Source organism: Paenibacillus sp. FJAT-27812 (assembly GCF_001273905.1).
Taxonomy (GTDB): Bacteria; Bacillota; Bacilli; order Paenibacillales; family Paenibacillaceae; genus Pristimantibacillus.
This window is the reverse complement of record NZ_LIGH01000001.1, coordinates 172,383-190,763: the sequence shown is the minus strand read 5'-3', so window position 1 is coordinate 190,763 and position 18,381 is coordinate 172,383. Positions and strand designations below refer to the sequence as shown.

The following is an 18,381-nucleotide window of genomic DNA, read 5'->3' as shown; positions in this document are numbered from 1 at the left end:
CGGGGTGAGCAGATGATGGAGTCAATGGGCGAACTGCTCAAGGCATGGCCGACAGGCCAAGCCCTTACGGAGCAGGCGGAGCATAAGCTGACGGAGCTGCTCGCAGAACCGTTAGTTGAGAAGCTGCGGGCCAAATATCCGGATCTCGATGATCGGACAATTCGGCTTAACTTAAACCGGGTATATCAATATGTAACCGAATATCGCAATTGCAGCAATTGTCCGGGCTTGGACAAATGCCCGAATGATTTTGAAGGCCATTATACGCTGCTTAGCTCGGATACGATTAACGGGCTTACACAGCTGTATGACCGCAAGGTTGCGTGCAAGAAGTTTATCGCGAGGCAGACGGAAGACCAGATCCGCAGCCGTGTCCGCAGCTTCTATATCGATGAGAAGGCGCTGCAGCGCGGATATTCATCCGATGAAATTTTGACCAACGATATGGAGCGGGCGAAGGCAGTGGGCCAGGTGCTGCGTTACATCGACCGTACGAAGGAGCATGGCTTGCAGGAGGAAGGCTTATATTTGGCAGGGCGCTTTGGGACAGGCAAGACGTTTCTGATGTGTTATTTGCTGCATGAGCTGGCGAAGGCGGGATATTCCGGCGTAATCGTCTATATGCCCGATTTCGTCGAGGATTTAAAGTCGCTGATGCATGAGCCGGGCAAGCTGAAGGAAACGGTCGAGATGATGAAGGAAACCGATCTGCTGATCTTTGACGACATGGGTGCGGAAAATTTAAACCCATGGGTTCGCGATCATGTGCTTGGCGCGATTCTGAATTACCGGATGCAGCGGAAACCGACATTCTATACGTCCAATTACGAGCTAGAGGCGCTGGAGCGGCATTTCAGCTTCACGAGCAAGGACGGCGACGAGCTGCACAAGGGGCAGCGGATTATGGACCGTATCCGGCCCTATGTCGAGGTCGTAATGGTAACTGGCGAGAACAAGCGCGGACGGAAATAGATGAACATAGCTTTGGCTGGCTGGCCCTTCATGCAAAGGGACTGCCGGTCAAAGCTTTTTTTAGGTTATAGAACTAGAAAATAACGGCCGTCTTTATCCCGTGATGGTTGAAAGCGTATACAGATTAGGTGCGGACTTGATTGATTCAGCAGCGGTTTGGGTTTTGTTGCGTTTAACTGCGGTACTTATAAAGCATTTTTATAGGACTTATCAGTTTTTTGAAATTAAGTATTGACAGTAAGAGGGGCTCGCTGGTAAGATTCTTCCATAACCAACTAAACGGGTAGGAATAATGGTTTCCGACCGGACGAACCGGAGTAAACACCTATCACGGAGAAACACCAATGTCCTATTCGAATGACTTATACGTGTTTCTGCAGGCTTGTTAATTTAAAAAAGGGGTGTATGGAATGATGAAGAAATTAACTCATGTTCGTTCGGTTGTAATGCTATTGGCTTTGGCGCTGGTACTTGCTGCTTGCGGTTCTGGAGGCAACAATGCGACAAACAAAGCGTCGAATAAGCCTTCCAATGAGGCTGCGGCAACTAACACGGCTACGGAAGAACCGACAAAGGAAGAGCCGAAACCGCCTGTTGAGCTTTTAAACGTATCGTATGACCCAACTCGTGAGCTTTACGTTCAATATAACGAGGCATTTTCGAAGCACTGGAAAGCAGAAACAGGCCAAGACGTTACGATTAAACAATCGCATGGCGGTTCAGGCAAACAAGGCCGCGCGGTTATCGACGGTTTGAAAGCAGACGTCGTAACGCTAGCGCTTGGTTATGACATCGACGCAATCGTAGAGCCAGGCTTAATCAAACCGGATTGGCAATCTAAATTCGAGCACAACAGCGCTCCATATACATCCACAATCGTATTCCTTGTTCGCAAAGGAAATCCGAAAGGCATTAAAGATTGGAACGATCTAACTAAAGATAAAGTTGAAGTCATTACGCCAAACCCGAAAACATCAGGCGGCGCCCGTTGGAATTACCTTGCTGCATGGGGCTACGCTCTCAAGCAAAACGGCAATGACGAAGCAAAAGCGCAGGAGTTCGTTGCTGAGTTGTTCAAGCACGTGCCTGTACTGGATTCCGGCGCACGCGGATCAACGACAACTTTTGTAGAACGCGGAATTGGCGATGTGCTATTGGCTTGGGAGAATGAAGCATTCCTATCGATCAATGAGCTTGGTCCAGACAAATTCGAAATCGTATATCCATCGCTGAGCATTTTGGCTGAGCCACCAGTAGCTGTAGTCGACAAAGTGGTTGACGACCGCGGTACTCGTGAAGTAGCCGAAGCTTACCTGAAATATCTATATTCGGATGAAGGTCAAGAAATTGCCGCTAAAAACTACTACCGTCCGATTTCCGAATCTGTAGCTGCAAAGTACAAAGATCAGTTCAAAGATCTTGAGTTGCTTACAATCGACAAAGACTTTGGCGGCTGGAAAGAAGCACAAACGAAACACTTTGCGGATGGCGGAATTTTTGACAAAATCTACACGCCAGGCTCATAATGCTCGAATTGAACAAGACTGGAGCTGACTTCACATGAAAGGTTCTAAGCCCCGTAACGTTCTGCCGGGTTTTGGCTTATCGCTTGGTTTCACCTTGTTTTACCTAAGCATCATCGTCTTGATCCCGCTGGCTGCCGTTTTCTTCAGAACGGCAGAGCTCAGCTGGTCCGAATTTTGGAGCACGGTCACGAATGCGCGTGTCGTAGCTTCTTATCGGGTCAGCCTTCTCACCGCTTTTTTCGCTGGACTCGTTAATGCGGTGTTCGGACTGTTAATCGCCTGGGTACTCGTTCGGTACCGGTTTCCAGGCAAAAAACTGATTGATAGCTTGGTTGACTTACCCTTTGCCCTCCCAACTGCAGTAGCGGGCATTGCGTTAACGGCAATCTATGCGCCGAATGGTTGGATCGGCTCTCTCTTAGAGCCGCTAGGCGTGAAAGTCGCTTATACGCCAATCGGCATTACGATCGCACTTATATTCATTGGGCTTCCGTTTGTTGTCCGTACGGTGCAGCCCGTGCTGCAGGATATGGAGAAAGAGACGGAGGAAGCGGCCGTTATGCTTGGCGCATACCGGTTGCGGACGTTTTGGAAGGTCATTTTACCAGAGCTATTGCCTGCATTGTTAACAGGGTTCTCGCTCGCATTTGCAAGAGGCATCGGCGAATATGGCTCGGTCGTCTTCATCTCCGGCAATATGCCGCTAAAGACAGAGATCACCCCGCTGCTGATCATGACGAAGCTGGAGCAGTATGATTACGCTGGCGCGACCGCGATTGCTCTCGTTATGCTTGTTGTGTCCTTCCTTATGCTGCTGGTCATTAACCTGCTGCAGTGGCGCATGAATCGCCGCACAGTGTCGGACTAAGAAGGGGGCATATACAAATGGCTGGAGCAATTACCGTTCATACGAATGAAGAGGCTGCAAAGCGCCCGAAGCATATTACTGAGTCTGGCCCCGTCAAATGGCTGCTAATCGGAATCGCCATGCTGTTTCTCGGATTGGTTGTTTTGCTGCCGCTGGTTTCGGTGTTTGTCGAAGCGTTCAAGAAAGGCGTGGGCGTATACTTCGATGCCATAACGGAGCCGGATGCTTTGTCCGCGCTTAAGCTTACGCTGATTGTTGCGTTAATTGCCGTACCCGTCAATACGGTGTTCGGCATTGCGGCGGCGTGGGCGATAAGCAAGTTCCGTTTTCGCGGCAAAAATATTCTTATTACGTTAATCGATTTACCGTTTGCCGTATCGCCTGTTATTTCCGGTTTAATCTACGTGCTGCTGTTTGGCGCGCAGGGATTTTTTGGACCGTGGCTTGATGAGCGGGGCATCCAAATTATATTTGCGGTACCCGGCATCGTGCTTGCGACCGTGTTCGTGACGGTTCCATTTGTCGCCCGCGAGCTTATCCCGCTTATGCAGGCGCAGGGCGTTCAAGAGGAGGAAGCAGCTGCAAGCCTTGGGGCTAAAGGGTGGCAGATTTTTTGGAAGGTGACCTTGCCTAACATCAAGTGGGGCCTATTATACGGAATTATCCTATGTAATGCTCGCGCGATGGGCGAGTTTGGCGCGGTGTCCGTCGTATCCGGCCACATCCGCGGCGACACGAATACGCTGCCGCTGCATATTGAAATTTTGTACAATGAATATCAATTCTCGGCTTCGTTTGCGGTAGCATCCTTGCTTGTTATGCTCGCTGTCATTACCTTGATCGTAAAAAGCATCGTGGAATGGAAATCCGGTCAGCAAAAGCCTGCAGAAAAAACCGAGTAAATCAGTTTAAATGGAGGGGTTTTGAATGGCAAAACCGTTAGAAGTGGATCAACAATGGTTGGATCGAATCGCGGATCAGGTCAGTGGCCTGAATTATGGACATGTGACGATTACGGTTCATGACGGAAGAATCGTGCAAATTGACCGGACGGAAAGAACACGCTATGACGGCTCCTCGCAAAAGCAGCAAGCACCATCGGAGCAGCAATCGAAGCAGCGTGACAACCAGAACACAGGCGAAGTGCTTCGGATCGTCTAATAGCGGCTGGCATCAAATAAGATAACAATCAAATACCCCAATGCCGATCGGTGGCATTGGGGTATTTGATTTCGTACGAAATGCCGCAGCATCGCCTTGGCCAAAAGGGCAACAAAAAAGGAGCAGCACGCTGCTCCTTTCTGTTATGAAATGACGAATTTCACGATTACTGCTACAGCGAAAATGACGGTCATAAGACCGAGCATGCCGCCAAAGCCGAATACGACATCCATCAAGTCATGGCGAGGCTCTTCGTTAAAATGCTCCCGCGGGTCTCTTACGTTTTCCATCGTTGACGTCCTCCTTGAAAAAGACCGATTGCTTCAATCACAACCATATGCGGTCGTCTTTATGTAGTATCGGTTTATTCAACTTATATTAGTATACTCAAACTGCCAAACAGTTGTAAAGCTAATCCCGGTGACAATTGTAAAACAAAATCGACGCTACTTATGCTAAAATGTGTACAGAATCATTAGGCAGTCGGAGGCGAGAGCATGGATCATCAGCAAACGGATCGGAAGCAGGCAGAACAGCAGCTTGCGGAGTCTAAAGAGACGATACGGAACAAACTAGCTTTGCTCCCCGATCAATCAGGCTGTTACCTTATGAAGAACAGCGAAGGCGTCATTATTTATGTAGGCAAAGCGAAGGTGCTCAAAAACCGGGTACGTTCCTATTTTAACGGCAGCCACAATGGAAAGACACAGCGATTGGTATCGGAAATTCGCGATTTCGAATTTATCGTAACCTCAAGCAATATGGAAGCACTTATTTTAGAATGCAACCTAATTAAACAATACCATCCGCGTTATAACGTTCTGCTTAAGGATGACAAAACTTTTCCTTATATTAAAATAACGAATGAGAAACATCCGAAGCTAGAGGTGACCAGACGGATCGTAAAGGACAAAGGCAAATATTTTGGCCCTTACCCTAACGCCTACGCGGCTCAGCAGACGAAGAAGCTGCTGGATAGGCTTTATCCGCTTAGAAAGTGCAAGACGCTGCCGGATAAGGTGTGCTTGTACTATCATCTCGGTCAATGCATTGCGCCGTGTGAATTTGACGTGCAGCAGTCCGAGTATGACCGGATGATCCAAGAAATATCGCGGTTTCTAAACGGCGGGCAGGATGTCGTGAAGATCGAGCTGCAGCGCAAAATGGAGGAAGCGGCGGAGAAGCTCGAATTCGAGCGGGCGAAGGAGTTCCGCGATCAGCTGGTTGCCATTGATGCGGTCATGGAGAAGCAGAAGATTACGATGCAGGATGCGCTTGACCGCGATATTTTCGGCTTTGCCGTTGATAAGGGCTGGATGTGCGTTCAGATCTTGTACATGCGCCAAGGCAAGCTTATCGAGCGGCATGGGACGACTTTCCCTTATTACGGGGAAGCTTATGATGACTTTATGACGTTCGTGACGCAGTATTATAGCGATAATCCGGCGCTGCCGAAGCAAATTTTGCTGCCGCTGCCGCCGGAACAGTCGCTCGCAGAAGGCGGAGCGGCAGAAGGAATTGCCGATGTGGATGACGCAGCTTCTACGCATGCGGACGACGTTATCGCGTCGCTCCACAACTGGCTCAAGGTAAAGGTGCTGATGCCGCAGCGCGGGCGCAAGAGCGAGGTTGTAACGATGGCTACGGACAACGCCAAGGTGATGCTCGACGAGAAGTTCCGTTTGATCGAGCGGGATGAGGAGCGCAGCGTCAAAGCATCGGAATCATTGGCTGGCTGGCTTGGTCTTGAGGAAGTGCGGCGGATTGAAGCTTTCGATAACTCGAACATCCAAGGAACGAATCCTGTCTCCGCGATGGTCGTCTTCACCGATGGCAAGCCAGACCGCAAGGAATACCGCAAATACAAGGTGAAAACGGTAAAAGGTCCCGATGACTATGAAACGATGCGGGAGGTCATCCGGCGCCGTTATGAGCGTGTACTCAAGGAGGAGCTGGCGGCTCCGGATTTGATCGTAGTCGATGGCGGCAAGGGACAAATATCGGCGGCGCTTGATGTGCTGGAGAATGAGCTTGGTTTATTCATTCCGGTATGCGGCCTCGTGAAGGATGCGAAGCACAAAACGGCGCAGCTTATGACGGGTGATCCTGCCGAGATCGTACCTTTGCCGCGAGACAGCCAAGAGTTTTATTTGCTGCAGCGCATTCAAGACGAGGTGCATCGATTTGCGATAACGTTCCACCGCGAGCAGCGCGGCAAGTCTATGGTCGAATCGAAGCTTGACTCGATTCCGGGCATCGGTGAGAAGCGACGCAAGCTTCTGCTGAAACATTTTGGCTCGATCAAAAAAATAAAAGAGGCCTCAGTCGAAGACTTTCGGCCCCTATCTATTGGTGATAAACTAGCTTCGCAAATTATAGCTGCTCTAGGGGAGGAGTCGTCGTAACAGACGGCTTCTTCTCTTTTTTGTGGCTCAAATATTTGAGAACAAAGGCAATCAGCACCGGCAGCACCGAGAAGAAGATCGCCGAGATGATATTTGGCGCTGTGCCAATCGTCAGCAGCGATAATCCGACCGCTACGCTGTTGAAGATCGCATGGGTGAACATGGACGTAATCAAGCCGTATCGGACGAAAATAAAGCTGAATATGAGCCCGATAATCATCAGCTCGATCAATCTTGTCGAGGACGGATAGAACGGATACATGACGTGTCCGAGCGCCCAGAAGAAGGTTGGAAGCAGCGCTGCGGCAAACGTATTTTTGAACCATTTGCGGAATAATCCGATACCGAAGAAGCGGAAGACAGCTTCCTCCGAAATCGCAGCCGCCCAAGCAAGCACTGGCATGAGCCATAAAATGCTCATGTTGTAAGGAGACTGCGTAGCGTCCGACGTATCCCAGGTGCCAATGGTCAGCCTTAAAGCGATGAAGATGACGGATTGCAGCGCGAACAAAATAATCGCGAATAAATAGGCGAGGCCAACGCTGCGCCATACATGGTCACCATAGCCTTTTTGCCCGAAGCGCGGCCATAATGCGCGGCCCTGTGCCTTCCATAAGCCATCGCCTGCGATTAATGAAATATAAATCGCGCCGGCCATTGGAATGGTTAGCAGCACCGTTACGACAGCCGTAACCGTCGTAGTCGCTCCGGCCATATCAGCCTCGCCCATCGAGGCCCGAATGCCGTCAAGCACATTCAGATTCATGATGATATAGGTGATAAAGTAAATGATGGTCAATATGATTCCATATTTGAAGGAAGTGAATTTCCGGTACAGAACGGCATAGATGATCGCCAAGATGAACAGAACGAAACTCATGAACAAGTAACCGAAGCCGGTAAGGAAACCAGCTATTTTGTCTTGATTTTTCACATAGCTGACATAATCATCCGGGGCGGCAAAGGCGGGCTTATATTTGGTTATGACCGTGCGCCCATCAACGGTTCGCGCGTCGATATGGATCGTTAATTTTGCGTCCTTAATGGCATAATCCGTTTTTGGCTGGCCCTGCCAATCTCCGTTGTCCAATATTTGATTGCCTTGAAATTCAACCCCGCTGAAGCTTTGATTCGTTAGGAAAGCGATAGCTTCCTTCGTTTTATCTGCGTCCGACAGCTCCTCGCCATCGATTAGAAAACGCCATGCCACAATTTTTTCGCTTTGCATATGTACGTAAACGAAGCCGCTGCCGCCGCCAATAAATTTCAAATCAACTTGGAACGTATCTGTCGGGAAACTAGAGTCGTATTTGTCAGCATACGTTTTGGTCAGTTTATTTTTGGATAAATAACCGTTCATGATTTTATCGGTTTGGTGGACGGCTTTAGCCGATTTCACCGTCAGTCCTGTCTGTTTCTCCGCGAAAGCGGCCGCGCGGCTCTCAGCGGTCGACTTCTCAATTACCTTTGTGTTTAATTCGCCGGATGCGATGGATGCGAACATGGGAGCGATGTCTACGGCTGCATAAATAATAAAGCAAGCAATCGCTGCCCATAAAAAACGTTTCCATTCGTTAGGCTTGATAGAATCAATCATGGATTCACCCCTACTGTCTTTATAATGAGTAGCTTATGACAATACATTAACATATTAATCCCTGAATTATCCAATGGAGATGACCGCTTGCACACAAGAAACAGCGAAATAACGATGTCCAGCAAGCTTGGAGCTTGCTGCTTCATTCCATTGCCCTAATTTGAGCAAATATCGTCCCTTTTGTCATATCTATCACCTTTATATCGGGACTGATTTGGGATTATAATCGTTAACGTCATACTAAATTGAATAGCACAGCCGAATTTCCTAAGGAAAACGGGGGAACCATAAAGTTGTCAAATGAGTGGAACAAGCTGCAAGCAAAAGCGGTTCAAATTTGGCGGCATGGGGTGAATTTTAGCGGAGGAGCATGATCTCTTGCCGCCGAATAGGGCTGCCTGTCCAGGCCCGAATCCGACAGCTAACCTCGTAGGCGTATTGGAACAGGACTCATCGCACAGAGCACTTGAGTTTCCAGTGCTTTTTTTTATGCTTAAAAACAAGCAATTATGATAAAACAAAAGAAGAAGGTAGCGGATGAAGATAGATTGGAATGTGCTCAAGTGGTCGCCGCCGCGCATATTGGTTAGCGGATTTGCGCTTATTATTTTACTAGGTGCCGTATTATTATCCATGCCATTTGCATCGGCAAGCGGCGAGAGGCTGCCGTTCATCGATGCGCTGTTCACGGCGACGTCAGCGACATGCGTAACGGGGCTGGTTGTCGTAGATACGGGTACATATTTCTCCGTCCCCGGACAGGTCATTCTCATGTGTCTATTTCAGCTCGGCGGACTTGGCTTTATGACGATGGCCACGCTGGTTGCGCTAGTGCTGCGCAAAAAAATTTCATTGCGAGAGAGGCTGTTGCTGCAGGAAGCGATGAATCAATCGAGCATGGAAGGCATCGTTCGGCTTATTAGACGGGTCATTGTATATTCGCTTGCGATAGAATTTGTGGGGTTCACGTTATTCTCCTCCCGGTTTGCGTTCGATATGCCCTTTGGCAAAGCGTTGTTTTTTGGCGCATTCCATGCGGTTTCTATGTTCAACAATGCGGGATTCGATATTTTTGGCGGCTATAGAAGCTTAACGATGTATGTATCGGATCCCATTGTTAATATAGCGGCAATGATGCTTATTATAACCGGCGGATTGGGTTTTGTTGTCATGTCGGATCTGATGGAGTACCGCAAAAACCGCAGGCTGTCGCTGCACAGCAAGGTTGTATTGTCGATGACGGGAGCCTTGATTGCAGTAGGCACTATCGTGATTTTTATATTTGAATTTTCCAATACGAAGACGCTTGGCTCGTTGGATTGGGGAGGCAAAATTTTATCCTCCTTCTTCCAGTCGGTCACGCCGCGGACGGCAGGAGCCAATACGCTTGATTATACGGCTTTGCGGCAAGCGACGATGTTTTTTACGATCATCCTGATGTTTATCGGCGCATCGCCGGGCTCGACAGGCGGCGGCATCAAGACCACAACCTTTACGACGCTGGTCGGAGCGGTTATTGCGATGATTCGCGGTCGCGAGGATATTGTCATGTTCCGGCACCGGCTTGGCAAAGACAGAATTTTCAAGGCGCTGACGATTACATTAATCTCGTTAGGTTTAGTTATTATTGTGACGATGACCTTGTCAATGACAGAGGATCAGGCGTTCATTAAATTATTATTTGAAGCAACCTCTGCGTTCGGTACGGTAGGATTGTCGATCGGCGTCACCCCGGAACTCAGCACAGTAGGGAAAATAGTCATTGCATTAACGATGTTTGCCGGACGGCTTGGGCCATTGACATTAGCTTACGCGCTGGGGCCTCGCACAGAAAAAGAATTGTACCGGCATCCTGAAGGCAAAATTACGATTGGATAGGGGAAGCTGCAAGTGGGTATGAAGAAGAAACAATTTGTCATAATAGGTTTAGGAAGGTTTGGCTCAAGCTTAGGCAGAGAACTCATCGAGCTAGGCAATGAGGTGCTTGGCATCGATAAGGACGAGGAGGCCGTTCAGGAAATGAGCGGCGTTCTGACCTATGCGGTATCTGCGGACTGTACGGACGAGGAAACGCTTCGTTCGCTTGGCGTGCGCAACTTTGACTGCGGCGTCGTCGCCATTGGCGATGACATTCAAGCAAGCATTTTAACGACCATCCTGCTTAAGGATTTAGGGGTCAAGAAGGTTGTTGCGAAAGCGATGAGCGAGCTGCATGGCCGCGTGCTTGAGAAGATCGGCGTAGACCGTGTCGTGTATCCGGAGCGGGATATGGGTATCCGTGTTGCGCATCAGCTTGTTTCTCCCAATCTGCTTGACTATATAGAGCTATCCAAAGAATATACGATTGCCGAGCTTGCCGTCCCGCAGTGCTTAAATGGCAAATCGCTGCATGACCTGAACCCGCGCGCCAGGTTTGGCTGCAGCATCGTCGCAATCAACAAGCCATCGGGCATCATTATTGCACCAACGGCAACCGATGTGCTTGCTGAACGAGACGTTATGGTTATCATCGGGACGAATGAGCAAATTGAAGATTTTGAGGCAACCGTTATTCGTTAGGCTGCTTATAGGAATGGAAGTGATATGCAGGTGGAAACCGCTGTAACGCCAATCATTCATCACTTGCTTATTTTGCTAATACTTATTGTAACGGCTGGCATGCTTGCAGGGCGTGCGGCAGCTAAACTTCGTATACCTGATGTAGCTGCGTTTATATTAGTGGGGCTGCTGCTCGGCCAAGGCCTTCATTGGATCAATGAATCGAGCAGTTCGTTAATTAACCAGCTTATTTTAATAGTAGGATCAACGGTCATTTTATTTGATGGAGGACGCAATATTAGTCTTAGCGGGCTGAGCAAAGTCAAATGGACGGTTGCCTTGCTAAGCGTTCCTGGCGTTCTCATAACGGTGATCGTGGCGGGTACAGCTATCCATTTCGTTTTTGGCTTGGAATGGCTCTATGCGCTGCTTGCCGCGTCGGTTATCGCCTCTACGGACCCGGCTTCTATTATTCCGGTATTTCGGCAGGTTGCGATTAGAGTGAAGGTGCGGGAGACGGTAGAGAGCGAATCGGCATTCAACGACGCGACAGGCTCTATTATTACATTTGCTTTGATTGCGGCGATTACGGGCAAGTCGGCATTAGAAGCGGGGCCGTTGCTGGGTCAGTTCGCTTATACCGCGCTTGGCGGCATTGCTGTGGGCGGAATAATCGGCTTAGCTTCTGTGTATGTCGTCGCCCATTTAAAGCTAGGCATTTTGAGGGACTATACAACGATTGCGATGCTGGTTACCGCGTTATCAACCTATTTAATTGGCGATCTCTTGCATGTGAGCGGCTTTATGGCGACATTCGCAGCAGGTTTAATATGGGGAAATCCACATCTTATGAGACTTAGGCTGGAAGAGAAGCAGAACGAGATTGTACATTTCTCAGATAATGTAACCGTCATGCTTCGGATGCTGATTTTTGTTTTGCTCGGCAGCCAGGCGGATTTGGCGTTATTGCTGCAATACGGGTGGCAAAGCTTCGCTATCGTTATGGTGCTGATGTTTATTGCCCGCCCGATAACGGTGCTCGCCTGCAGCCTGCCTGATCGCAAGGCGGATTGGAAGAAGAAGGAGCTCTTATTCATGATGTGGGTAAGGGAGACAGGGGTTATTCCAGCCGTATTATCGGGAATGATCACAAGCGCCGGCATCATGCATGCCGAAAAAATTGCTTCTATTACATTAATGACCATTCTCATAACGGTACTTCTCCAAGCCAGCACGACCGCTTTTGTTGCAAAACGGTTAGGGATGGATTCGGAAGCGTAATATTGGAAATGCTGAAAGACAGCAGCTTTTTTTAGAAGCCGCTGTCTTTTTTGCTTGGAAATCGCGCAGCCAGCTCATTGATCCAAAGACGAACCGCAGGGCTAAGCGCTGCTGAATCCGCATGAATTAACGAGGTTGTGCGCTTCGTATCCTCTAACTCGCGAATAGGGATGATGATAAGCTCATTGTCCTCTAGCAGCTGCTTGCGCATATAGGATTGAGGGAGCAGCGTAGCGGCGCGGCAGGTATGGAGCAGACGCAATATCGCTTCAAAAGAATCAATTTCCATTCGCACATCCGGCTGCAGATGATATTTGTCGAATAGCTCGTCCGTAAGAATCCGGTACCAAGTCCCTTTGGAGAACAAGATCATCGGCATGCCGGTCAAATCCTGAATGCCAAGCGCGCCTTTATCCGTAATGACTTGATTGCGCGGAAGCACCAGCGACAGATGATCCTCAAACAAAGGGATGCATCTTAATGTCGAATCCTCGATGCTGGATGCCACGATGCCGATATCGGCTTTATGGTCACGAACGAGCGATACGATCTCATGCGTCTTGCCCGTAATGGCTTTAATGTCGATTTCCGGATGGGTCGACGTTAGCCGCTGAATCAAATCAGGCAATGTCGTTTGCAGCGTCGTAAGGCTTGCGCCAATCGTCAGCGTCGTATGTCCCGTAGAGGTGAACTCGGAGACGGTTTGCAAATATTTGCGGTGAAGCTGGCGCAGCTCCAGTGCATATTCGTACGTCATCTGCCCGATTCGCGTGAGCTCAAGCCGTTTGCCGATCCGGCGAAATAAGGGCGAACCTATTTCTTGCTCAAGCTTAGCGATTTTGCGAGAGATAGCGGGCTGGGATAGGTTGAGCAAAGCAGAAGCTTTATTCATGCTGGATTGCTCGACGATTACGGTGAAAACATGCATCTCTTCATTCATGAATAGAGCCCCTTATGTCATTTTGTTATAAGAAATTATAAAAAATAAGCAATTCCATTATAAGCTGAAAAGGAGTAGGATGGGAAGTGTGGCTAATATGTGTCGACTTTTGTTGACGGAGGAACATGCTGGGGTTACAATGTAGAATGATTTGCCAAGCGTAAATAGCTGATGACTGCCTTTGGCGGCTCAGCGTCTTAGTTTGCGCTGAAATATAAGCAATGTATAAGTGTGAAACGGATACATTCTTATATTTTAACAAAAAGCATGCTAGCACTCACAGTATTGAAAGGAGAAGGAATGACATGAAAGGAAACTCGTATTTCTCGCGCAAGCTTCACTCGCTTCTCGGGATCATTCCGCTCGGCGGTTTTATCGTCGTGCATGGTCTGACCAACTATCAGGCGTTTGAACGCGGACCAGAGGGCTTCGGCAAAGGCGTACATTTGATCAACAGCTTGCCAGTGCTGCCGCTGCTCGAGATTTTCGGTATTTACCTCCCGCTTTTGTTTCACGGTATTTACGGCTTGTACGTGGCATACCAATCAAACACGAACACGGGACGCTTTAAATACGGACGGAACTGGGCGTTTACCGCACAGCGCGTTACAGGGGTAATTACCTTCGTATTCGTATTCTGGCACGTATTCCAAACTCGGATTCAAGTTTATCTCGGCAACATCACGCATGAAGAGCTGGGCTCTACGATGAATCAAATCGCGAGCAGTCCTGCTTATTTCGTACTTTACGTAATCGGCGTACTTGCAGCGGTATTCCACTTCAGCAACGGTCTATGGGCGTTTCTGATCAGCTGGGGCATTACGATCGGCCCGAAAGCGCAACGCATCTCTTCGTACATTTGCATGGGCATTTTTGTAATCGTTTCGGCGTTGTTTATTCTCTCGCTTATCGCGTTTAGCGGCGATGAATTTAAGGAAGCTGCGAGTGCCGCATTGGCACTTACAAATATCGGTTAGTTTGTAGACAAGGAGCGAAGCGTTATGGCTAAAAATAAAATTATCATCGTTGGCGGCGGCCTGGCTGGCTTGATGGCTACCATTAAAGCCGCAGAGGCTGGCGTACACGTTGATCTGTTTTCACTTGTACCGGTCAAACGTTCCCACTCAGTATGCGCGCAGGGCGGCATTAACGGCGCGGTAAATACAAAAGGGGAAGGCGATTCTCCGTGGGAGCATTTTGACGACACCGTATACGGTGGAGATTTCCTAGCAAACCAGCCGCCAGTTAAAGCAATGTGCGACGCCGCACCTGGCATTATCCACCTCATGGACCGGATGGGCGTTATGTTCAGCCGGACGTCTGAGGGCTTGCTCGACTTCCGTCGCTTCGGCGGCACGAAGCATTCCCGCACAGCCTTCGCGGGCGCTACGACAGGACAACAGCTTCTATACGCACTGGACGAGCAAGTTCGCCGGTGGGAAGCAGCAGGTCTAGTCAACAAATTCGAGCACTGGGAATTCCTTGGCGCCGTTGTTGACGATGACGGCATTTGCCGCGGCGTATCGGCGCAAGACTTGCGCACGATGGAAGTGCACACGGTTCGTGCGGATGCGGTTATTCTTGCATCAGGCGGTCCCGGCATTATTTTCGGTAAAACAACGAACTCTGTTATCAACACCGGTACGGCTGCAAGCGCAGTGTATCAGCAGGGCGTTAACTATGCCAATGGCGAATTCATTCAAATTCACCCTACGGCGATTCCGGGCGACGACAAGCTTCGCTTGATGTCCGAATCAGCCCGCGGCGAAGGCGGACGGATCTGGACTTACAAAGACGGCAAGCCTTGGTACTTCCTTGAGGAAAAATATCCGGCTTACGGAAATCTTGTGCCTCGTGATATTGCGACGCGTGAAATTTTCAGCGTTTGCGTCGATCAGAAGCTTGGCATCAATCAAGAGAACATGGTTTACCTTGATCTATCTCATAAAGATCCGAAGGAGCTTGACGTTAAGCTTGGCGGTATCATCGAAATTTATGAGAAGTTCATGGGCGATGACCCGCGCAAAATTCCGATGAAAATCTTCCCTGCGGTTCACTATTCAATGGGCGGCATGTGGGTCGATTACAATCAAATGACGAACATTCCTGGTCTGTTCGCAGCCGGCGAGTGCGAGTATCAATACCATGGCGCGAACCGTCTGGGCGCGAACTCCTTGCTATCCGCTATTTATGGCGGTATGGTTGCTGGACCAAAAGCGGTCGAGTATATCAAAGGCTTGAAGAAATCGGCTGAAGATGTTGCTTCCTCCGTATTTGATCGCGAGAACAAGCGTCAAACGGATAAATACAACAGCATCGTTAACATGAACGGCAATGAGAATGCGTATGTCATTCACAAAGAGCTTGGCGAATGGATGACGAACAACATGACCGTTGTACGCTTTAACGACAAGCTTGAGCAAACGATCCACAAGATCAAAGAGCTTAAGCAGCGTTACGCCAATATCAACATCAACGATACAGCGCAATGGAACAATGCAGGCGTTGCCTTTACTCGTCAGCTTTGGAACATGCTTGAGCTTTCCGAGGCAATGACGCTGGGCGGATTGCTTCGCAACGAGAGCCGCGGCGCCCACTATAAGCCGGACTTCCCGGATCGTGACGACGACCATTTCATGAAATCGACGATTGCGAAGTGGACGAAGGAAGGTCCGCAAATTTCTTACGAGGACATCGACGTAAGCTTGATCAAGCCTCGTAAACGTGATTATTCGAGCGACAAGAAGAAAGGAGAATAATGATGGCTGGAACGACTGTAGCAACAAAAACGGTTAAGTTTATCATCACACGTCAAGATACTCCTGACTCAAAACCTTATACGGAAGAGTTTGAAATTCCTTATCGTGCTAATATGAACGTTATTAGCGGATTGATGGAAATCCAACGTAATCCGAAGAAAGCAGATGGCGCAAGCACAGCACCTGTATGCTGGGATTCCAACTGTTTGGAAGAAGTGTGCGGCGCTTGTTCAATGGTTATCAACGGCAAGCCGCGTCAAGCATGCAGCGCGCTTATCGATAAGTTGGAGCAGCCGGTTCGCCTTGAGCCCATGAGAACTTTCCCGGTTGTCCGTGACCTTGTCATTAACCGTGAGCGCATGTTCGGTGCGTTGAAGAGAGTAAAAGCATGGATTCCGATTGACGGAACCTATGATCTTGGTCCTGGTCCGCGCATGGCGGAAACGAAGCGCCAATGGGCGTATGAGCTTTCCAAATGTATGACTTGCGGCGTATGTCTTGAGGCTTGCCCGAACGTTAACGACCGGAACAGCTTTATCGGCCCTGCAGCGATCTCTCAGGTTCGTTTGTTTAATGCGCATCCAACGGGTGAGATGAACAAAGAAGAGCGTCTGGACGAGCTGATGACCGATGGCGGCATCGAAGGCTGCGGCAACTCGCAAAACTGTGTTCGCGCATGTCCGAAAGGCATTCCGCTCACGACTTCAATTGCGGCAATCAACAAGGATACAACCAAACATCTGTTCAAAAAATGGCTTGGCATGTAGAGCCGTTTGAATATCGGAAGCCCTCGATTGCATCGGGGGTTTCTTTTTTTATATGATACTGATTATTATTATCAATGATAGTGGATTGGGATTCCGTTGTCAATTACGCAGAAGAGGATTTTTGATGAAGCTGCTGAAACGAAGGGCAGGGTGATGGAAGCTGCAAGCTGCTGAAAAATAAAAAAACCGCCTCAGCGGTTTCTCGTCTTACATCCATTGTTCGCCCCATTTTTGAATGGACTCAATGACTGGTTCTAGCTCCCGTCCTTTACCGGTCAGCTCGTACTCAATGCGTACAGGCATTTCAGGGTAAACTTGACGTTTAATAATCGTTATTGTTTCAAGCTCTTTCATCCGGTCCGTTAGCATTTTGTCGCTCATTTCGGGAATTTGTTCTTTAATCTCTTTGAACCGTTTAGGTCCTCCGAGCAATACCCGAATAATTCTGCCCGTCCATTTCTTACCTAAAATGTCGGCTGCGGCTTCATACTTTGGGCACATTGTCGAATAATCCAACCGTATCACCCCGCTTTTTGTAATACTATTGTAGCATATGAACAAACTAAAAGTAAGTTCATTTGAGTGGGAATACGTGTATTTTTGAGAAATATATATTTACTATACAAAAGTTAGAATTTGTGTCCATAGGCTTTTTTGCCATTATACTCGAATAATGACTAGCCCTAGAATCATGCAGCCAAAGGCTGCCCACTGCACGATCGAAAGCTTTTCTTTGTAAAATACGATCGCTCCAGCAGCTACGACAAGGCTGTTCGTTGCAAAAATCGGCGCGGCCAGATTCGCCTGGCCTGTAGCGAGAGCCATCGCATACAGCTGCAATCCGCCATATGAGAATAGCCCGGCAACGATCCCATAATAGAGCCCGGTTCGCTTAGCTGCTCGTGCGGCGCCGGCTTTTGCGGGAATAAGGAACCAACAAAGCGAGAGGAAATAGGCGATAAACAAAATCGGCGCGCTTGGCAGCCCAAGCTCGTCCGTTACTTTCAAGCCGCCATTTCGCAGAGCGAACATTACGATTGCTGTCCCGACGAGTATGAACCATCTTTTTTCGGTAATGGTGAGCGGTTCCTTCCGTTTGTGGGCGATAAACAATACAGCGAGCAGAAGCAGCGTAATGCCCATCGCCTGAAAGGCGCTCAGAGGCTCTTTATACCACCATGTGCCCAAAGCGATGACTAAGATGATATTCATATTTGTAAGCGGGGAGGTCAAGCTTGCAGGGCCGTAATGCAAGGCATTCATAAACAGGGCGTTGCCCCATGCCGAGCCAGCTCCGATAATGAGGCCGGCAATCCATACCTTTGGATCGGCAAGAAAAGGAAAGGTCCCCTCTATCGCCGAATGTACGCCAAAGCCAACCGTTCCTGATGCATATAGCCCAAGCAGCAGCGTTCTGGTCGAACCTCCGCGCATTTGCGATACTTTCATCCACCAGCCTGCTAGTCCAAACAAGATTGCGCTGCTGATGGCTGTTATGAGCCACATTGGTGTTCAACCCCTCAAATTTGTTACATAAATGAAATAGTTCTGTTATCGTCCCATCACA

The 18,381-nt window shown here is 48.9% G+C and carries 17 protein-coding genes and 1 riboswitch; of the genes, 12 read left to right on the top strand and 5 right to left on the bottom strand.

Features of this window, described 5'->3' with window-relative positions:
• Positions 1 to 15: 15 nt before the first annotated feature.
• From dnaI to ADU23_RS00815, 5 genes are all read left to right on the top strand, one after another.
• Positions 16 to 972 carry a primosomal protein DnaI gene (dnaI, locus tag ADU23_RS00835; protein WP_053377400.1) on the top strand — a complete coding sequence of 319 codons (957 nt, stop codon included), beginning with the start codon at positions 16 to 18 and terminating at the stop codon, positions 970 to 972.
• A gap of 413 nt (positions 973 to 1,385) precedes the next feature.
• Positions 1,386 to 2,498 (top strand): sulfate ABC transporter substrate-binding protein, encoded by a 1,113-nt coding sequence (locus tag ADU23_RS00830; protein ID WP_053377399.1) that lies wholly within the window; start codon positions 1,386 to 1,388, stop codon positions 2,496 to 2,498.
• Positions 2,499 to 2,532: 34 nt separating this feature from the next.
• Positions 2,533 to 3,366, top strand: a complete 834-nt coding sequence (gene cysT, locus ADU23_RS00825; RefSeq protein ID WP_053372006.1) for a sulfate ABC transporter permease subunit CysT — start codon at positions 2,533 to 2,535, stop codon at positions 3,364 to 3,366.
• A gap of 17 nt (positions 3,367 to 3,383) precedes the next feature.
• On the top strand, positions 3,384 to 4,268 hold the full coding sequence (cysW, locus tag ADU23_RS00820; RefSeq protein WP_053372005.1) for a sulfate ABC transporter permease subunit CysW: 885 nt from the start codon (positions 3,384 to 3,386) through the stop codon (positions 4,266 to 4,268).
• Positions 4,269 to 4,293: 25 nt separating this feature from the next.
• Entirely contained in the window at positions 4,294 to 4,527 is a 234-nt protein-coding gene (locus tag ADU23_RS00815; protein WP_053372004.1) for a YezD family protein, read from the top strand.
• Positions 4,528 to 4,670: 143 nt separating this feature from the next.
• Here the strand turns inward: ADU23_RS00815 and ADU23_RS32585 are convergent, their stop codons facing one another.
• Positions 4,671 to 4,817, bottom strand: a complete 147-nt coding sequence (locus ADU23_RS32585; RefSeq protein ID WP_141680441.1) for a YqzM family protein — start codon at positions 4,815 to 4,817, stop codon at positions 4,671 to 4,673.
• Positions 4,818 to 5,024: 207 nt separating this feature from the next.
• Here ADU23_RS32585 and uvrC point away from each other — a divergent pair, with 207 nt between their 5' ends.
• Positions 5,025 to 6,932 carry an excinuclease ABC subunit UvrC gene (gene uvrC, locus ADU23_RS00810; protein WP_053372003.1) on the top strand — a complete coding sequence of 636 codons (1,908 nt, stop codon included), beginning with the start codon at positions 5,025 to 5,027 and terminating at the stop codon, positions 6,930 to 6,932.
• Here the strand turns inward: uvrC and ADU23_RS00805 are convergent.
• The gene (locus ADU23_RS00805; RefSeq protein WP_053372002.1) at positions 6,901 to 8,529 is read right to left on the bottom strand and encodes a CPBP family intramembrane glutamic endopeptidase; all 1,629 of its coding nucleotides are present in this window, start codon (positions 8,527 to 8,529) and stop codon (positions 6,901 to 6,903) included. The two genes, uvrC and ADU23_RS00805, sit on opposite strands and share 32 nt — an antisense overlap.
• 246 nt (positions 8,530 to 8,775) lie before the next feature.
• A riboswitch (cyclic di-AMP (ydaO/yuaA leader) is annotated at positions 8,776 to 8,980 on the top strand.
• Between the two features lie 86 nt (positions 8,981 to 9,066).
• Between ADU23_RS00805 and ADU23_RS00800 the strand changes: the two genes are divergently transcribed.
• From ADU23_RS00800 to ADU23_RS00790, 3 genes are read left to right on the top strand one after another with little or no spacing between them, the layout of a single operon-like run.
• Positions 9,067 to 10,407 (top strand): TrkH family potassium uptake protein, encoded by a 1,341-nt coding sequence (locus tag ADU23_RS00800; protein ID WP_053372001.1) that lies wholly within the window; start codon positions 9,067 to 9,069, stop codon positions 10,405 to 10,407.
• Between the two features lie 18 nt (positions 10,408 to 10,425).
• Positions 10,426 to 11,088: a potassium channel family protein gene (locus tag ADU23_RS00795; RefSeq protein WP_053377398.1), complete on the top strand. Its 663-nt coding sequence runs from the start codon at positions 10,426 to 10,428 to the stop codon at positions 11,086 to 11,088.
• Positions 11,089 to 11,112: 24 nt separating this feature from the next.
• Positions 11,113 to 12,348, top strand: a complete 1,236-nt coding sequence (locus ADU23_RS00790) for a cation:proton antiporter (protein WP_331459215.1) — start codon at positions 11,113 to 11,115, stop codon at positions 12,346 to 12,348.
• A 31-nt stretch (positions 12,349 to 12,379) separates the two neighbouring features.
• Here the strand turns inward: ADU23_RS00790 and ADU23_RS00785 are convergent, their stop codons facing one another.
• Entirely contained in the window at positions 12,380 to 13,288 is a 909-nt protein-coding gene (locus ADU23_RS00785; protein WP_053372000.1) for a LysR family transcriptional regulator, read from the bottom strand.
• Positions 13,289 to 13,593: 305 nt separating this feature from the next.
• Between ADU23_RS00785 and ADU23_RS00780 the strand changes: the two genes are divergently transcribed.
• From ADU23_RS00780 to sdhB, 3 genes are read left to right on the top strand one after another with little or no spacing between them, the layout of a single operon-like run.
• Entirely contained in the window at positions 13,594 to 14,265 is a 672-nt protein-coding gene (locus ADU23_RS00780; protein ID WP_053371999.1) for a succinate dehydrogenase cytochrome b558 subunit, read from the top strand.
• A gap of 24 nt (positions 14,266 to 14,289) precedes the next feature.
• The gene (gene sdhA, locus ADU23_RS00775; protein ID WP_053371998.1) at positions 14,290 to 16,047 is read left to right on the top strand and encodes a succinate dehydrogenase flavoprotein subunit; all 1,758 of its coding nucleotides are present in this window, start codon (positions 14,290 to 14,292) and stop codon (positions 16,045 to 16,047) included.
• Positions 16,048 to 16,049: 2 nt separating this feature from the next.
• Positions 16,050 to 16,814 (top strand): succinate dehydrogenase iron-sulfur subunit, encoded by a 765-nt coding sequence (gene sdhB, locus ADU23_RS00770; RefSeq protein WP_053371997.1) that lies wholly within the window; start codon positions 16,050 to 16,052, stop codon positions 16,812 to 16,814.
• A gap of 207 nt (positions 16,815 to 17,021) precedes the next feature.
• Here the strand turns inward: sdhB and ADU23_RS00765 are convergent, their stop codons facing one another.
• Positions 17,022 to 17,330 carry a winged helix-turn-helix transcriptional regulator gene (locus tag ADU23_RS00765; protein ID WP_053371996.1) on the bottom strand — a complete coding sequence of 103 codons (309 nt, stop codon included), beginning with the start codon at positions 17,328 to 17,330 and terminating at the stop codon, positions 17,022 to 17,024.
• Positions 17,331 to 17,474: 144 nt separating this feature from the next.
• Positions 17,475 to 18,320 (bottom strand): DMT family transporter, encoded by an 846-nt coding sequence (locus tag ADU23_RS00760; RefSeq protein WP_053371995.1) that lies wholly within the window; start codon positions 18,318 to 18,320, stop codon positions 17,475 to 17,477.
• Positions 18,321 to 18,381: the final 61 nt, after the last annotated feature.

Bases quoted from the DNA above. Each gene is read 5' to 3' on its own strand.
- dnaI (WP_053377400.1), top strand. From the start codon at position 16: ATGGAGTCAATGGGCGAACTGCTCAAGGCATGGCCGACAGGCCAAGCC.
- ADU23_RS00830 (WP_053377399.1), top strand. From the start codon at position 1,386: ATGAAGAAATTAACTCATGTTCGTTCGGTTGTAATGCTATTGGCTTTG.
- cysT (WP_053372006.1), top strand. From the start codon at position 2,533: ATGAAAGGTTCTAAGCCCCGTAACGTTCTGCCGGGTTTTGGCTTATCG.
- cysW (WP_053372005.1), top strand. From the start codon at position 3,384: ATGGCTGGAGCAATTACCGTTCATACGAATGAAGAGGCTGCAAAGCGC.
- ADU23_RS00815 (WP_053372004.1), top strand. From the start codon at position 4,294: ATGGCAAAACCGTTAGAAGTGGATCAACAATGGTTGGATCGAATCGCG.
- ADU23_RS32585 (WP_141680441.1), bottom strand. From the start codon at position 4,817: ATGGAAAACGTAAGAGACCCGCGGGAGCATTTTAACGAAGAGCCTCGC.
- uvrC (WP_053372003.1), top strand. From the start codon at position 5,025: ATGGATCATCAGCAAACGGATCGGAAGCAGGCAGAACAGCAGCTTGCG.
- ADU23_RS00805 (WP_053372002.1), bottom strand. From the start codon at position 8,529: ATGATTGATTCTATCAAGCCTAACGAATGGAAACGTTTTTTATGGGCA.
- ADU23_RS00800 (WP_053372001.1), top strand. From the start codon at position 9,067: ATGAAGATAGATTGGAATGTGCTCAAGTGGTCGCCGCCGCGCATATTG.
- ADU23_RS00795 (WP_053377398.1), top strand. From the start codon at position 10,426: ATGAAGAAGAAACAATTTGTCATAATAGGTTTAGGAAGGTTTGGCTCA.
- ADU23_RS00790 (WP_331459215.1), top strand. From the start codon at position 11,113: ATGCAGGTGGAAACCGCTGTAACGCCAATCATTCATCACTTGCTTATT.
- ADU23_RS00785 (WP_053372000.1), bottom strand. From the start codon at position 13,288: ATGAATGAAGAGATGCATGTTTTCACCGTAATCGTCGAGCAATCCAGC.
- ADU23_RS00780 (WP_053371999.1), top strand. From the start codon at position 13,594: ATGAAAGGAAACTCGTATTTCTCGCGCAAGCTTCACTCGCTTCTCGGG.
- sdhA (WP_053371998.1), top strand. From the start codon at position 14,290: ATGGCTAAAAATAAAATTATCATCGTTGGCGGCGGCCTGGCTGGCTTG.
- sdhB (WP_053371997.1), top strand. From the start codon at position 16,050: ATGGCTGGAACGACTGTAGCAACAAAAACGGTTAAGTTTATCATCACA.
- ADU23_RS00760 (WP_053371995.1), bottom strand. From the start codon at position 18,320: ATGTGGCTCATAACAGCCATCAGCAGCGCAATCTTGTTTGGACTAGCA.